The 15,013-nt window shown below is 42.3% G+C and carries 14 protein-coding genes; 5 read left to right on the top strand and 9 right to left on the bottom strand.

Annotated features, from left to right (window positions below; translation table 11 throughout):
* Nucleotides 1-31 precede the first annotated feature (31 nt).
* The 4 genes from IH597_07045 to IH597_07030 all read left to right on the top strand — a co-directional run bounded on the left by IH597_07045 (nt 32) and on the right by IH597_07030 (nt 4,393).
* Nucleotides 32-1,339: a polysaccharide deacetylase family protein gene (locus IH597_07045; GenBank protein MBE0662207.1), complete on the top strand. Its 1,308-nt coding sequence runs from the start codon at nt 32-34 to the stop codon at nt 1,337-1,339.
* Between the two features lie 14 nt (nt 1,340-1,353).
* Nucleotides 1,354-2,292: a hypothetical protein gene (locus IH597_07040; protein ID MBE0662206.1), complete on the top strand. Its 939-nt coding sequence runs from the start codon at nt 1,354-1,356 to the stop codon at nt 2,290-2,292.
* A gap of 173 nt (nt 2,293-2,465) precedes the next feature.
* Nucleotides 2,466-3,119: a uracil phosphoribosyltransferase gene (upp, locus tag IH597_07035; protein MBE0662205.1), complete on the top strand. Its 654-nt coding sequence runs from the start codon at nt 2,466-2,468 to the stop codon at nt 3,117-3,119.
* A 23-nt stretch (nt 3,120-3,142) separates the two neighbouring features.
* Complete coding sequence (locus tag IH597_07030; protein ID MBE0662204.1) at nt 3,143-4,393, top strand: ABC transporter permease; 1,251 nt, start codon at nt 3,143-3,145, stop codon at nt 4,391-4,393.
* A gap of 317 nt (nt 4,394-4,710) precedes the next feature.
* On the opposite strand, the gene IH597_07025 is transcribed toward IH597_07030, so the two are convergent.
* The 7 genes from IH597_07025 to IH597_06995 all read right to left on the bottom strand — a co-directional run bounded on the left by IH597_07025 (nt 4,711) and on the right by IH597_06995 (nt 11,705).
* Nucleotides 4,711-5,718, bottom strand: a complete 1,008-nt coding sequence (locus tag IH597_07025; GenBank protein MBE0662203.1) for an FAD:protein FMN transferase — start codon at nt 5,716-5,718, stop codon at nt 4,711-4,713.
* A gap of 100 nt (nt 5,719-5,818) precedes the next feature.
* Nucleotides 5,819-7,075 (bottom strand): NADH:ubiquinone reductase (Na(+)-transporting) subunit F, encoded by a 1,257-nt coding sequence (locus IH597_07020; protein MBE0662202.1) that lies wholly within the window; start codon nt 7,073-7,075, stop codon nt 5,819-5,821.
* Between the two features lie 30 nt (nt 7,076-7,105).
* Nucleotides 7,106-7,723, bottom strand: a complete 618-nt coding sequence (gene nqrE, locus IH597_07015; GenBank protein MBE0662201.1) for an NADH:ubiquinone reductase (Na(+)-transporting) subunit E — start codon at nt 7,721-7,723, stop codon at nt 7,106-7,108.
* 21 nt (nt 7,724-7,744) lie between these two features.
* Entirely contained in the window at nt 7,745-8,398 is a 654-nt protein-coding gene (locus tag IH597_07010; GenBank protein ID MBE0662200.1) for an NADH:ubiquinone reductase (Na(+)-transporting) subunit D, read from the bottom strand.
* On the bottom strand, nt 8,395-9,144 hold the full coding sequence (gene nqrC, locus IH597_07005; GenBank protein MBE0662199.1) for an NADH:ubiquinone reductase (Na(+)-transporting) subunit C: 750 nt from the start codon (nt 9,142-9,144) through the stop codon (nt 8,395-8,397). Before nqrC ends, IH597_07010 begins: the two co-directional genes overlap by 4 nt.
* A 19-nt stretch (nt 9,145-9,163) precedes the next feature.
* Nucleotides 9,164-10,315, bottom strand: a complete 1,152-nt coding sequence (locus IH597_07000; GenBank protein MBE0662198.1) for an NADH:ubiquinone reductase (Na(+)-transporting) subunit B — start codon at nt 10,313-10,315, stop codon at nt 9,164-9,166.
* A gap of 40 nt (nt 10,316-10,355) precedes the next feature.
* Nucleotides 10,356-11,705, bottom strand: coding sequence for a Na(+)-translocating NADH-quinone reductase subunit A (locus IH597_06995; protein MBE0662197.1), 1,350 nt, complete (start codon nt 11,703-11,705; stop codon nt 10,356-10,358).
* Nucleotides 11,706-11,932: 227 nt separating this feature from the next.
* Here IH597_06995 and IH597_06990 point away from each other — a divergent pair, with 227 nt between their 5' ends.
* Nucleotides 11,933-13,258: a DUF5103 domain-containing protein gene (locus tag IH597_06990; protein MBE0662196.1), complete on the top strand. Its 1,326-nt coding sequence runs from the start codon at nt 11,933-11,935 to the stop codon at nt 13,256-13,258.
* 38 nt (nt 13,259-13,296) lie between these two features.
* Here IH597_06990 and IH597_06985 read toward each other — a convergent pair whose 3' ends face one another.
* Together IH597_06985 and IH597_06980 are read right to left on the bottom strand one after the other, a co-directional pair.
* A complete protein-coding gene (locus IH597_06985) occupies nt 13,297-13,491 on the bottom strand; it encodes a membrane or secreted protein (protein ID MBE0662195.1) in 195 nt (64 codons plus the stop codon).
* A gap of 38 nt (nt 13,492-13,529) precedes the next feature.
* A complete protein-coding gene (locus tag IH597_06980) occupies nt 13,530-15,005 on the bottom strand; it encodes a hypothetical protein (GenBank protein MBE0662194.1) in 1,476 nt (491 codons plus the stop codon).
* Nucleotides 15,006-15,013: the final 8 nt, after the last annotated feature.

Raw genomic sequence — 15,013 nt, 5'->3', positions numbered from 1 at the left:
TTTGTTTGCAACATCAACCTGGAAATCCTGTATGCTTCTGGTCTATGTTCCCAAGTCTACTTCACGCCTGCGATACACTATGCGATTAATGCTTGGTGAACTGTTGGGTTTAGAATATAACATCACTGCAAACATTGATGAGTTCAATGCTTATTCCGGGCCAAAGTTTACCTATGGTAAAACTTTAGAAGGCAACCACCTGCACTTTGCCTCCTTCGGTTTATTGTTTGAAACAGGCATAGGCACACCAATGATACAGGTCATCGAAAGCCAGGGTATTAAAGCTTTATTTCCGGTTTTCGAACGCAATTCTGCCTTACCTTACGATCCATTTTCTGCTGCATTTTTTATGGTTACACGCTACGAGGAGTACATGCCTTACCGCAAAGACCAGTACGGGCGATTCACCGCCATGGAAAGCATCGCACATAAACATGGATTTTTGCAGAAGCCAGTTGTAAACCATTGGGCCAGGCAATTGGGTGAGGCTTTGCAAAAGCGTTATACAGATCTTGTGATCAAACAGAACAAGTATCACTTTGTACCTACCTATGATATTGACCAGGCATGGTCATACAAAGGAAAAGGTTTTGTAAGAACCACGGGTGCATTTCTTAAAGCTGCACTAGCCTGGAATTTTTCGGATGTAGCCAAAAGAATGAGAGTAATTACAGGAACTGAGCCCGATCCGTTTGACACATACGACTATCAATTAGAGCTGCAAAGGCGGTTTCATCTGCGACCGATCTACTTTTTTCTTTTTGCGAGGTATGGCGGGTACGACAAAAACATTTCAACAACCAATACAACTTTCAGGCAGCTTATAAAGCGATTGGCTGATTATGCTGATGCCGGCATTCATCCTTCGTATGCCTCCAATACGGAAAATGATTCACTTAGCCTTGAAATAAAAGAGCTATCCAAAGTTCTTAACAAAGAAATCTCGCTTAGCCGCCAGCATTTCCTGAAACTGCATTTGCCTGAAACATATCGCAACCTTGCCTCTTACGATATAACAACGGATCATACCATGGGTTTTGCAGCATTGCCAGGCTTCAGGGCTGGCATTTGTACGCCCTATCAGTTCTATGATGTTGACCTGGAAACTGTAATTCCTGTTACAGTTGTACCTTTTGCCGTAATGGATGGCACATTGCGTGATTATATGAACCTCAGCCCTGAAGCAGCCATTGAAGTCATACACAAGCTTATAGCAGAAGTGCGATCAGTAGATGGCTTGTTTGTTAGCTTGTGGCACAATGATAGTTTATCAGAAACCGGCCGCTGGATTGGCTGGCGTCATGTTTATGAGGACCTGGTGAATAACGCAGCAACCTGAAAAAAATCGCGGGCATGATAAGATATCTCCAGAACAACGAAATTGATTACGAAAAGTGGGATGACTGCATTGACCGCGCTTTCAATGGCAATGTTTATGCATGGTCGTGGTATCTTGATCTCGTATGCGAAGGTTGGGAGGCGCTGGTTCAGGGAGATTATGAACTAGTGATGCCATTAACATCAGGCAAAAAATACGGCATCTATTATCTTTATCAGCCACCTTTTACGCAGCAACTCGGGTTGTATTCAAAAATACCTTCCGGCAACCTGGCGGTTAATGAATTCCTTGATTCGATGAAAATTCATTACCGGTTCGCAGAAATAAACCTCAACAGGCATAACAAAATAAACCACCAGGATTTCAATATAAAAATGCGGAAAAATTACGAGCTGGAGCTCATCAAACCCATCGCAGAAATCCGCAGCAACTACACATCGAATACTTCACGCAACATTCGCAAAGCGGAAAACGAAGGAATCAGCATTGTAACCAATGTTGATCCGGGCAGCATCATCACTATGTTCAGGCAGGAAAAAGGCGCTGAGATAAAAAAGCTTGGCGACAAGCAATACCAGATGCTTGAGAAACTGATTTACCGGAGTGCTTATAAAAACATGGCAATAACCGTAGGAGCATTTGACAAAAATAATGAGCTCTGTGCAGGTGCATTTCTATTAAAAAGCCATCACAGGATCGTATTCTTGTTTTCAGCCAACAACAAAACCGCACGCCAAACAGGCGCGATGCACCTGCTGATTGATAGTGTGATTCAACAGCATGCCGGTCAGGCGCTCACCTTCGATTTTGAAGGTTCTGAAATCCCTGGGCTCGCAAGATTTTATGCCGGGTTCGGATCAACCGAAACTTATTATCCATCAATCACATACAATCGCTTGCCATTTCCTGTGAATTCAGCTATCCGCCTATTGCAGTTGCTGCGCTTAAAGTGACAGGCAGTTTTATAAAACAGGAGCCAGAAAAAACGTGGCGGCAGATACGCAAGAACAACAGTACGTTTGGCTCCCAATATTTTTCTTGTTTTTAAGCAGCTTTATGTAAATTTGTCAAAATTTGAAAAGGCTAAGTCACATCAAGAGTTTATAACTGCAAATAAAATTCACCTATGCTAGTCAAAACCTTGGGAAATCAGAATACCATTCTTGATCAGTTTATCGCTGAAGTCAGGGATGTGCAGATCCAGCAGGACAGTATGCGCTTCAGGCGAAACATGGAACGCATCGGCGAAATATTTGCCTATGAAATAAGCAAGGAACTGGATTATAGGGCAACCCAGGTTACTACCTCACTTGGGGTTGCTGATGTGCCAATGCTCGCTGATTACCCGGTAATTGCCACCATTCTGCGGGCCGGTTTACCCTTGCATGCCGGCATGTTGCATTTTTTCGATAGATCATCCAATGCCTTTGTATCAGCCTACCGCCGCTATCATAAGGAAGGTTCATTCGACATCAAAGTAGATTATGCATCTTGTCCGAACATCGAAGGTAAAGTGCTGATCCTGTCGGATCCAATGCTTGCAACAGGCCTTTCCATGCACCTTTGTTATAAAGAAATCATCTCCAACGGAAAACCCTCGCATACACATTTTGTATCTTTATTGGCCAGTGTTGAAGGTGTGGAATTTATGAAACGGAAATTCAAAGGATCAGACTCAACACTTTGGGTTGGGGTAATTGATGCCGAGCTCACTGCCCAGGCATATATTGTTCCAGGCCTTGGTGATGCCGGTGACCTCGCCTTCGGTGTAAAAAATTAGCTTTAATCAAAATATTGATTACCATGAAGGTAAAGCATTCATTAATTCTGGAAAATATCCGGATTTCCCTGAATTCCATTCGGAGTCACCTGCTAAGAACAGTTATCACTATTATGATTATTGCCCTGGGTATTACAGCGCTGGTTGGCATTCTTACATCAATTGATTCGATTAAATATTTCCTGAACCAAAACTTTTCGATGATGGGTGCCAACACACTTACCATTCAAAACAGGGGTTTAAGGGTACATATGGGCGCAAACAGTACTAGACCAAAAACATATCGTCCGATCACTTATCAGGAAGCCATGCGTTTCCGCGAAGAATTTGATTTTCCGGCCCATACTTCCGTATTTGTTTATGGAACCGGAATTGCAACACTTACTTTTGGTTCTGAAACTACCCACCCGAATGTTCCGGTTATTGGCACTGATGACGAATACATTATGACTTCAGGCAACGAAATTATCAGTGGCCGGAATTTTAATGTTATGGAAATGTCTTTCGGTTCAAATGTCGCCATTATTGGAAGCAGCATTGTTTCAACACTTTTTAAAGCCGGTGTTGATCCGTTGGGGCAAATGATTGGGATCGGACCCGATAAGTTTATGGTGATTGGAGTGTTGAAAGAAAAAGGATCGTCAATAGGCATATCAAGCGATAACCATTGCATCGTACCTCTCGACGTTGTGCGCCGGAAATTTGCACGGCCCAATATGACATATTCAATCAACATCATGGTTCCCGATGCAGAAATGCTCCCTGTTGCCGAGAGCGAAGCAACTGGTCTTTTCAGGATTATCAGGCAAGTAAATGCTGGCGATGAAACCAATTTTGATGTTTCAAAAAGCGACAACCTTGCTGAAATGCTTTTCGATAACCTCAAATACCTGACAATGGCTGCCACAGTAATCGGCCTTATTACCCTCATAGGCGCTGCCATTGGTTTGATGAATATTATGCTGGTTTCGGTAACCGAAAGAACCAGGGAAATAGGAATACGCAAAGCAATTGGGGCCACCAAAAGAACAATCCGTAACCAGTTTCTTGCAGAAGCTATCGTAATTGCTCAGCTCGGCGGAATACTGGGAATCATTTTAGGCATACTTGCCGGTAACGGACTTGGCGCACTCATTGGCTCAGGATTTATAATACCCTGGGTATGGATCATTGGTGGCGTTGTACTGTGTTTTATAGTTGCGCTGGTATCAGGGATTTTGCCAGCAACCAAAGCTGCGAACCTCGATCCGGTAGAATCGTTGCGATACGAGTAATAAGCCCCAAGCTCAAGGTCTCAAGTCCCAAATCCCAAGTTCCAAGCCTCAAGTTTGAAGTCCAAAGCTCATTATTCAAAGTCTAAAGCCCAAATTCCAATTAACCATTCACTACTCTATTACTCCATCACCCCAACACTCCATTTCTCCACCAATTTACCATTTAACTAATTGACTATTTGACTACTGCGCTACAGTATAACTGCATCACAAATAAACCCGCGAAAATCTGTTTAATCCGCGTCATACGCCGCGGCGCACGTGTCAGCGTTCTATTAAAATCCTAAATCGTAAATCGTAAATCTTCAATCGTAAATCTAATAGGTTTTCTCAATCAACGCCTGAAACCCATCGCTGGCCCAGGTTTTTATTTTACCATTATCGGCGGAGTAGATGAGGTAAGCTTCCAGTTCCGGATTAGATTTCAGAAATTCAATAGTTGGTTCAACCCCTTTAACCATGAAAGCTGTAGCATAAGCATCGGCAGTCATGCAATCGCTGGCAAGCACGGAAGCGCTTAACAAACTGTGACGAACCGGATAGCCTGTAAATGGGTCAATAGTGTGGGAGTATCGCATACCATCTTCTTCATAAAACTTGCGGTAATTTCCTGAAGTGGCAATAGCTCTGTTTTCAAGGGCAATAACGGCTTTCAGTTCACGGCTGCTGCTCGCTTCGTCCGCAGGGCTTTCTACACCAATCTTCCATAAGCTGCCATCCGGTTTATGACCGTGGGCCAGCACTTCCCCTCCGATATCAACCAGGAACACCTTCACACCTTTCGATTGCAGAAAATCGCCAACAACATCAACGGCATACCCCTGGGCAATGGCGTTGAAATCAAGTTTTGAACCGCAGATATTCTTGGTTATTTTATTGCCCTGAAGTTCAAAGTTTTTATAACCAACAAATTTCAGCAAGCTATCTATGACGTGCGGGTTTATTTTTATACGGTCAGTAAAACCAAAGCCCCATGCATTCACAAGCGGACCAACTGAGAAATCAAAGCTGCCACCGGTTTTTTCTGCCACGTCTACGGACTTGAGAAAAACAGTCCTGAACCATTCATCCACTTCTACATCAGCCTCATCGCGGTTTATTCTTGAAATAATGGATTTGGGTTCGTAGGTGGATAATGAAAAGTTGAAAGCGTTGAGCAGGGAATCAATTTCTGGCTGGAAATTCCGGCCTTTGGTATCGTAATATGTTATTTCGTAATATGTTCCCTGGGCGCGCCCCTGGAATTTGAAGAGTTGGTCAGGAGGCGTTGGCTGACAGGAATACAGGCAAATAAACACCAGTCCGGTAAGAAGTTGGTTTCTCATAATATAGATGTTAATGATACGTATCGCCCATCAATCACTGGTAAGCATTATTGGAGGTTGCAGAAGCTACAGCGAAATGAAGATAAGATTCCAGTAGCTATTATCCTCCGAAATCGTCAAAGGCTATACTTTCGTTTGGAACACCCAGGTTATCAAGCATTTTAAACACAGCATCGTTCATCATAGGAGGCCCGCAAAGGTAATATTCCACTTCTTCCGGTTCGGGATGCTTGCTGAGATAGTTATCCAAAACCACCTGATGGATAAAACCTGTATAGCCTTTCCAATTGTCTTCCGGCAGTGGTTCTGACAATGCCAGGTTAAACTTAAAATTCGGAAAGTCTTTCTCAATGGCATAAAACTCATCCTCGTAAAAAACTTCACGTAGCGAGCGGGCTCCATACCAATAGCTGACTTTACGGTCGGTTTTTTCAGTCAGGAACATATGGAACAGTTGAGAGCGTAAAGGAGCCATTCCGGCACCTCCGCCAATGTAGAGCATCTCCTTTTTGGTGTTCTTAATATGGAATTCACCGTAAGGGCCTGATATCGTGACCTTATCCCCGGGTTTACGAGAGAATACGTAAGAAGAGCAAATACCAGGGTTCACATTCATAAATTTGTTTTTCGTGCGATCCCAGGGCGGAGTGGCTATGCGGATGTTTAGCATTACGATATTGCCTTCAGCAGGGTGATTGGCCATAGAATACGCGCGGAAAATAGGCTCGGGGTTCTTCATCGTAAGGTTGAATATGCCAAGTTTATCCCAATCTTCGCGATACTCATCCTCAACAACAATGTCCTTAAAATCAACCTCACACTTCGGAACATCTATCTGGATATAACCACCGGATTGAAAATCGAGGATTTCACCTTCTGGTAATTTCACAATAAACTCCTTGATAAAGGTGGCAACATTACGATTGCTCACCACTTCACATTCCCATTTTTTTATTCCAAAAATCTCTTTAGGAATACCAATTTTCAGGTTGTCGCGCACTTTAACCTGGCAGCCCAATCTCCATTTATCCTGCTGCTCCCTGCGGGTGAAATAGTCTTTCTCGGTAGGTAGTATATCTCCAGCCCCTTCAAAAACCTGGCATCGGCACATGGCGCAAGTACCACCACCCCCGCATGCTGATGGCAGGAATATACCTTTGTTTGAAAGTGTTGTAAGCAAAGTAGATCCAGGATCAACTTCCAACTCTTTATCATCGTTGATGGTAATCTTCACTTTTCCCTGTGGCGTGAGCTTCTTTCTTGCATAAAGCAAAATCGCCACGAGTAACAGAATAATTAAAAGGAAAATACCAACACTAATCAATATTGTAGCGCCTGTTCCGATATTTAGTATCATCATGGTAAATAGCATATTAGTATTAGAACGCTAAAGTTTTATTCCCATAAAACTCATAAAGGCAATGCCCATGAGGCCCGTTATTATGTAAGTAATGCCTAATCCACGTAGTGGTTCGGGCACATTTGAATATCTTATTTTTTCGCGGATTGCAGCAATGGCAACTATGGCAAGCAGCCAGCCTACCCCGGAGCCAAGTCCAAAAACAGTTGCTTCTGTGATTGTGGCATATTCCCGCTCCTGCATAAAGAGCGATCCTCCAAGGATCGCACAGTTAACAGCAATTAGCGGAAGAAAGATACCAAGTGAGGTGTACAATGTGGGTGAAACTTTTTCAATTACCATTTCAACCAACTGTACCATTGATGCTATCACAGCAATGAAAATAATAAAACTAAGAAAGCTAAGATCAACATCGGCAAAGGAAGGACTAAGCCACGACAGCGCCCCCGGCAACAATAAATATTTATTGATTAAATAATCAACCGGTACGGTAATGCCCAGCACAAAGACTACTGCAACACCAAGTCCCATTGAGGTTTTTACTGTTCTTGAAACGGCCAGGTACGAACACATGCCCAAGAAGTAGGCAAAGATCATGTTCTCAATGAAAATGGCCTTGATGAATATGTTGAATAAATCCTGCATGACGGTTCTCTTTTTTAGTCGTTAGTTGTCTTCAATCAGCACACGGTCACGGGTTCGCTGCATCCATACAAGAATTCCCACCACGATAAGAGCCATTGGTGGTAGGATGACGAAACCATTGTTCTTATAACCCATATCGTATATAAACTGCGGTATTAACTGGTAATTCCATAAAGTGCCAGAGCCTAGGAGTTCTCTGAAAAAGCCCACGATCACCAGGATGAAACCATATCCGATGCCATTACCGATGCCATCGAGGAATGAAGGCCAGGGTTTGTTGGCCATACCAAATGCTTCAAGACGGCCCATAATGATGCAATTGGTAATAATCAATCCTACAAATACCGATAGTTGCTTGCTCACATCGTAAACAAAAGCTTTCAGGACCTGATCAACAATGATTACTAGCGATGCAATCACAATCAACTGCGTGATAATGCGAATGCGCGGTGGGATCATTTTTCGAAGAATAGAGATGACCACATTGGAAACTGCAAGTACAAAAACCACAGAAAGCGCCATCACTACCGAAGGTTCCAGCTTAACGGTGATGGCAAGAGCAGAGCAGATTCCAAGAACCTGCACAGTGATGGGGTTTTCCCTTCCGAGTGGGACAGTAAGCAGTTTCCTGTTTTTTGCCGAGAACAAAGGTTCTTTTTCTTTTATTTCACTCATAGTACTTTTAAACTTTTAATGAATGGAAGATAATTCTCCAAACCGCTATACAACATTTCAGAAACACCGTCGCTGGTGATTGTACCTCCGGAGATAGCATCTACCTCATGGTCACCCGAGGCGTCTCCTTTAATGACCTTCACAGAAACGAAATTTCCCTGGCTGTCAAATATCCGTTTACCAATGAACTGGTTCGCAAAATCATCTGTTGATATTTCTGCTCCCAGCCCAGGCGTTTCACCTTTATGGTCAAATTTTACTCCAGCTATTGTTACAAGGTCTTCTTTAAGAGCAACATTGCCCCAAACCGGCCCCCATAATCCCACGCCCCGGATCGGAAATACATATGTCTTAGAATCATTAGGGGATTTAATGATGAATACCGGAAGCAGAGGCTCAGTAGTACTCTTGCCGGTGCGAAAATCGGCAATTTGCTTCAGCGCTTCATTCACTTTTATATCAAATGCCCTGACATTGCCTTCTTCAAAGCCACTGCTGGTATAAACAGCCTTAACCTCACCTGAAAGATTGACGGCAAGTTCCTGAACCATGTTTTCGTTGTAAAGGTCAATAGCATTGTCGGCGTTAGCAGGGATGTTAGATGCTGTAAGTATGTCCTGCATTTTTTCTATGCTGATATTCCTGTCCTGCATTGGTTTTAACAAGAGTGCCGCCGCAGAAAGTAATGTAGCCACAAGAATTACCATTATTGACGCAAACCGGAAAATATATGAGTTACTAAACATTGTACACTGGTTTAATGGTTTACGATTTCATTGTTACCCTTTTGAGTCTTTTCAATCTTCGCTTGATGTTTGCCTCTATAACATAATGATCAATCAAAGGGGCAAAAACATTCATGAGGAGGATGGCGAGCATCATACCTTCGGGATAGGCCGGGTTCACTACTCGTATGAGTATCCCAAGAAGCCCAACCAGAAAACCGAATATATATTTTCCACGGTTGGTTTGTGAAGCAGTAACAGGATCAGTAGCCATATACACTGCGCCAAATGCAAAGCCCCCCATAATAATGTGTTGCCAGAATGGAATGCGCATAAATTCATTAAATGCCCATAAATTAAATATCAGCCCCATAACCAACCCCCCGGCAAAAACAGAAAGCAGGATCCTTGCGCTGCCAACACCTGTAAAAATGAGTATAAATGCGCCGATCAGGATCATGAAAGTAGAAGTTTCTCCAATGGATCCGGGGATGAAACCAAAGAACATATCAAATGCCGAAGGTAAATTGTCAAGGTTGCCGGAGGCGGCTTCCGCCAATGGGGTTGCACCAGAATAGGCATCTGCTTTTTCAGCAATCCAAACCTGATCGCCCGAAATATCTTGAGGATAGGCAAAAAACAGGAAAGCACGGGCTGTTAGAGCCGGGTTCAGGATATTCATGCCTGTGCCTCCAAAAACCTCTTTGCCAATGATAACCGCAAAAGCGGTTGAAACTGCCACCATCCACAAAGGAATATCAGGAGGCATTATGAGCGGAATCAGCATCCCTGAAACCAGAAAGCCTTCATTCACTTCATGTTTGCGCGACTGTGCAAAAATAAACTCAATAGCCAGCCCGGTTACGTAGGATACAATAATGATAGGAAGCACTTTCGCCAGCCCAAACATGAAGTTATCCATGAGTGGCATTGCTTCGCCAAAAGACCTGTAATGCTGAAAGCCAACATTCCAGATTCCAAAAAGAAGTGGCGGCATCATGGCAAGCACTACCAGGCTCATGGTCCGTTTCATATCAATATGATCGCGGATGTGGCTGCCTTTGAGTGTTGTGATGTTTGGAACAAACAGGAAGGTTTCAAATGCATCAAAGGTAGAATGAAGCATGCCAAATCTTCCACCAGGCTTAAACTGTGGTTTGATCTTGTCAATGTATTTTCTTAACGCCTTCATTTATAATAGGTATATGAGAAGTCTGAAAAATGAATCACTTTTAGCTGGTTTCTTTCCTCATCAGGTCAAGACCTTTTCTGATGATTGATTGCATCTCGGTTTTTGAAGTATCAATGAATTCGCAGAGCGCAAAGTCTTCTTCATCCACTTCATAAATACCCAACCCTTCCATCAGGTCAATGTCGTTGATCATGCAGGCTTTGAGTAATTGCAAGGGAAGGATGTCGAGCGGGAAAACCTGCTCATACTTGCCTGTCATAACAAAAGCGCGATGCCCTCCATGCAGGTTGGTATCAAGTCTATATTTCTTTGATTTATTGAGCCATGAGAAAAAGGCCCTGGAAAAGCTGAACTTTCCGAATCCGGGAGTAGCCCATCCGATAAACTCGTAAAAGTTACCTTCAGGAATTACAGTAATCTGATTGTGATAAAACCCCAGGTATCCATCAGGCAGAATTTTGTCACCACTGAGCACATTGCCGCTGATTATGCGAACCGGTCCTTCCGACAGGTTTTCCAATAACAGGTTTTTGACTGAAACGCCTCTTAAAGTTTTATAATATACCGGTTTCAGAACCTCCGATCCTGTGAGGGCAATTACCATTGAAGCATCATAAACTCCCTCTTGAAACAACCGGCCAATCGCAAGCACATCCTGAGGATTAAGATACCAAACAATATCTCCTTTATTTATCGGGTCGGTTTTTGCAATATGTACGCTAACATTTCCGGAAGGGTGAGGACCGGCAAAATGGTTGATCTGCACATTCCTTGAGTTCAGAAATACCTTTGAAGTTGTTAACTTGCTGTGTACGTTCAAATGAACAGTGCCATTGGTTAACTTAGCAAGGGCATTCAACCCGGTTTGAAACAACTCCCCTTTTCCATGAATGATAAAATCATAATCAGGTGCAAGTGGAGCGGTATCAAAAGTTGATACATGAATAGCTTTGGGCATTTTATAAGGATCGGCAATTACTGAAAACGGACGCTGCCTGATGCACGGCCAGATACCACTTTGAATAAGTTTTTCAACAATTTCTTCGCGCTTAAGACTTTGGGGATCTGCGCTACCAAAATCTATATGTGAGTTCATGCCATCGGCTTCAATTCTTATCTCTTCAAGAACGCGTTTATCGCCTCTGTGAATCTCTATCACCTTCCCGCTAACCGGAGCAGTGAATAATATCTTTTCGTTGTATTTGTTAAAAAACAGAGGCGATCCAGCCTTTACTTCATCGCCTTCCTTTATCAGAACTTTTGGAAAAACGCCATTAAAATCTGTAGGTTTAATAGCATAATGATTTGAAGATAAGTCTTTCATTATCTTTTCGGCTTCACCCAGCAGGGGAATATCAAGTCCTTTGGTGATCTTAACAACTTTGGTCATAAGGAGGGAGTGTAAATCTGTTAAGCATTTTCGGTTGCAAAGGTATACAGAAAAGTAAATATATAAATGCTGAAATCAAATAAATCTGTTGAAAAACTGTCTTTGTTGGCTTGCTATTTGCAAGCATTGGCAAAAATAGGATAATTGAAACTGCTTGCTCGACAAAGCATAATTTTTTCTTAAACACTTATTAACTATTTTTGTCATACCACCAAAAACGCAACCGTATGAGTTTCTATATTATGACCCGGAAGTTACAATTTATAGTTTTTGCGACCCTTTTTACTTTGGCAACCTGTTATATACCAGGCATTGCTGCTGCCTCAAAAGGTAATACTAACACTGCCTACCGCATCCACGACGACGTTTATCACAACAACATAAGGACTGTAAACCTCAACAGGCTGGGTCATGAATTGTCATTTCCTGTTATCAATTTTAATGCAGGTGAGCAATTTCACTTGTCGTTCGATGACCTGGACAGCGACGTTAAGCCTTACAAATACACCGTTGTCCATTGCGATGCCACCTGGAATTTATCTGATCTCTGGCCAACGGATTATTTAAGCGGATTTACTGATGATCAAATTGACAATCATAGGTTCTCATTCAACACCCTGCAGCCATATACACATTATGAGCTGGTTTTCCCAAATGATAATTTTGGGTTTACCTTACCAGGCAATTACCTGCTGATTGTTTATCCTGGCAACGATACCGATAATGTTGCATTTACACGTCGTTTCAGTGTTGTGGATACAAAGCTCAATGTTGAGGGCCGCATCCGGATGCCACCCACTTCATCAGAACGAACAAAGAAACATGAAATCGGATTTAAGATCAATACCCAGCAATACCGTATCATTGATCCTTACCGGAACTTAAAGGTGATTGTAAGGCAAAATAACCGATGGGACAATGAACTTCTTCTGCAACCTTATCAGGACCGGGGCAATGAACTGGACTATAATTATGCCGATGAGTCGAACACATTTTATGCTGTGAACGAGTTCAGAACCCTGGATCTTCGCACCGTGAGATACCTCACGAAAGGTGTGCAGGAAATAGAGCGCGATGCTGAAGGCTATCATTTTTATCTTTGGACTGAGCAACGCCGTACTTTTATTGCTTACACCCATGAGCAGGACTTGAATGGCCGTTACCAGATATTGGCCGAAGATGTGTATGATCCGGCAATCGGTTCAGAATATGTATATGTTCACTTTTCGTTGCAGGTAGATAATTTTATTCCTCTCGCGGATGTTTTCGTCACAGGTATGCTCAGCGACTGGCAGTTCAGGGATGATAACAGAATGCAATACAACAGGCAAAAATCGGCCTACGAAGCGACACTTTACTTGAAACAAGGATTTTATAATTACCACTACGCCTTGCTCAATAAGGGTGAAAAGAGCGCTGATACGGGCTTTTTCGAAGGCAACCACGCCGACACAGGAAATGAATACACGATTTATGTTTATTATCGTGAACCGGGAAATCGTTATGACAACCTGATCAGTGTAAAAACGCTTAATTCAAGAGATTTTTTATAGACTGCGGCTAAGCAGAAACGAAAGCTGAACTACCAAAATTAAAGCTTTTCGCAGGTTTCTGGTTTGTTGAATTCGCAGGAACATGCAATGGGTTTGCCACTAACCGGATCAACACTGCCACAGGATTTTGTGAAGCGTCCGTTCTTTTGCAAAAACATTTTTATTGCAATTCCGATCCAGGCAAGGCCTACAAGCAACACTGCCATCAACATTACTTTCAGGAAAGTCATCATTAGTTTTAGCGGGATTTATTAGTTCGTAGATCTAATAATTATAACAAGGTTAACTGTCCGTTTGTTGTGCCCATCGAAGTATAATTCTTCGAACCCAAACCTATATAGCCACCTTTGAAAAACACAAAGGTACCTGTGCGATCAAGTTTCAGGTTTGAATAAACATTTTTTTCATGAGTTTTCCGAAATTTATTCACGTGTTTCGAAATTTCAGATAAGTGCAGGGGATTATCATGGCTTTCGAGGTATTCCTGAGCGATTTGTTTGATCGTGCCGGTTTTTACCTGATCCCAGGAAGCAAGGGCATAAGTACTTGTTTTTCCGATCGCAACTATGGAATCCAACGTAAGAATTGAAGATCGCAACGATTCAATGCTTGGAGGAAGCCTGAGTTTTCTTGCTTTTAGCTCGGCAGCAATATCCCTGAGATGCATGGGACGTTTAAAGTCTTCTAATATCTGGATGACGTGTTCCGAAAGTTTCACTTTTGTATTCCTTAAAACCAATAGCATATCATTGATATTGCAGCGATAGCCAAACTCACCGGAAGCAATCTGTTTGCACATATCTACAATACGTTCAAAATATGAGAACTTGCCAGGCCTGTAAAACGTTCTCACATAATGCCTGAAATCAATAAAATAATTTTTAGTGATGCGGGCAGAAGCTTTCTCTGAAAGGTCGTGATAAAACTCGGCAAAGTCGAACTGCTCGGCCAACTTGCGGTTAATGAGATAATAATGCTTGTATTTATTAAGCGGTTCCTGAAAATAATATAAATCATTATGATAAAGCATGGAGAATCCGAATGCGTAAAACCGGGCCGTACAACCTAACTCTTCAAGCTGGTTTATCTGATCCTTAATTTCTTCATCTACAAGGATGTAATCTTTATTTCTTTTTAACTTGTATTGCAAATGCTTATCAATAAAAGACAACTCATCGGCAAAAGGCGCTAAAATTTCCCTGATCTTAAATGGAATTTCGTGCGATACCTGCCTGATGCGTTCACGAGTGATGCCGTATTGATTGCCAATAGCTTGCAGGGTTAGCTTTTTTTTATTCTCAAAATATCCGAGGTTATGCTCAAAGATGTAATATTCCCTTTCGTTAAGTAATTTTTTCAGGATCAGCAATATAAACTGAAAAAACGGGAATCTTTCTTCAAGAAATGCATGGCGGAATTTTTCAGCATCCTGCGAACTCAGGTTAAACTGCTCAAAACAGAATAGTTTGTATTCTTCAAAAGTGCGGTGGTGGTCATTGGAATTTATCTCATCAGGTGTTACTTTGTATTTCTTGAGATATTTTTCCGACATGGCTACCAGTTCGTTGTTCGATTTTTTGCCACAATTTCGCAATGACAGAAAATCTCCATGTTCCTTGTAAAACTCCAGTACCTTGAACAGGCTATCGAGGGAATTGTCGAGGCATATGTTTTTTGCCCTTTCTGAAAGGCCTTCCGTGATTTTGAGTTCAATCAGGTGGTAATTAATTGGAATATGCTCACTCACGATTTTTA

The organism is Bacteroidales bacterium (genome assembly GCA_014860575.1).
In the GTDB taxonomy this organism is placed as follows: Bacteria; Bacteroidota; Bacteroidia; order Bacteroidales; family JAAYJT01; genus JAAYJT01.
Note: the sequence above shows the minus strand (reverse complement) of the source record. Positions and strands in the feature narration are given on the sequence as shown.

Excerpts from the sequence above, each read along its gene's own strand:
- IH597_07045 (MBE0662207.1), top strand. The coding sequence starts at position 32 with ATGCTTCTGGTCTATGTTCCCAAGTCTACTTCACGCCTGCGATACACT.
- IH597_07040 (MBE0662206.1), top strand. The coding sequence starts at position 1,354 with ATGATAAGATATCTCCAGAACAACGAAATTGATTACGAAAAGTGGGAT.
- upp (MBE0662205.1), top strand. The coding sequence starts at position 2,466 with ATGCTAGTCAAAACCTTGGGAAATCAGAATACCATTCTTGATCAGTTT.
- IH597_07030 (MBE0662204.1), top strand. The coding sequence starts at position 3,143 with ATGAAGGTAAAGCATTCATTAATTCTGGAAAATATCCGGATTTCCCTG.
- IH597_07025 (MBE0662203.1), bottom strand. The coding sequence starts at position 5,718 with ATGAGAAACCAACTTCTTACCGGACTGGTGTTTATTTGCCTGTATTCC.
- IH597_07020 (MBE0662202.1), bottom strand. The coding sequence starts at position 7,075 with ATGATACTAAATATCGGAACAGGCGCTACAATATTGATTAGTGTTGGT.
- nqrE (MBE0662201.1), bottom strand. The coding sequence starts at position 7,723 with ATGCAGGATTTATTCAACATATTCATCAAGGCCATTTTCATTGAGAAC.
- IH597_07010 (MBE0662200.1), bottom strand. The coding sequence starts at position 8,398 with ATGAGTGAAATAAAAGAAAAAGAACCTTTGTTCTCGGCAAAAAACAGG.
- nqrC (MBE0662199.1), bottom strand. The coding sequence starts at position 9,144 with ATGTTTAGTAACTCATATATTTTCCGGTTTGCGTCAATAATGGTAATT.
- IH597_07000 (MBE0662198.1), bottom strand. The coding sequence starts at position 10,315 with ATGAAGGCGTTAAGAAAATACATTGACAAGATCAAACCACAGTTTAAG.
- IH597_06995 (MBE0662197.1), bottom strand. The coding sequence starts at position 11,705 with ATGACCAAAGTTGTTAAGATCACCAAAGGACTTGATATTCCCCTGCTG.
- IH597_06990 (MBE0662196.1), top strand. The coding sequence starts at position 11,933 with ATGAGTTTCTATATTATGACCCGGAAGTTACAATTTATAGTTTTTGCG.
- IH597_06985 (MBE0662195.1), bottom strand. The coding sequence starts at position 13,491 with ATGATGACTTTCCTGAAAGTAATGTTGATGGCAGTGTTGCTTGTAGGC.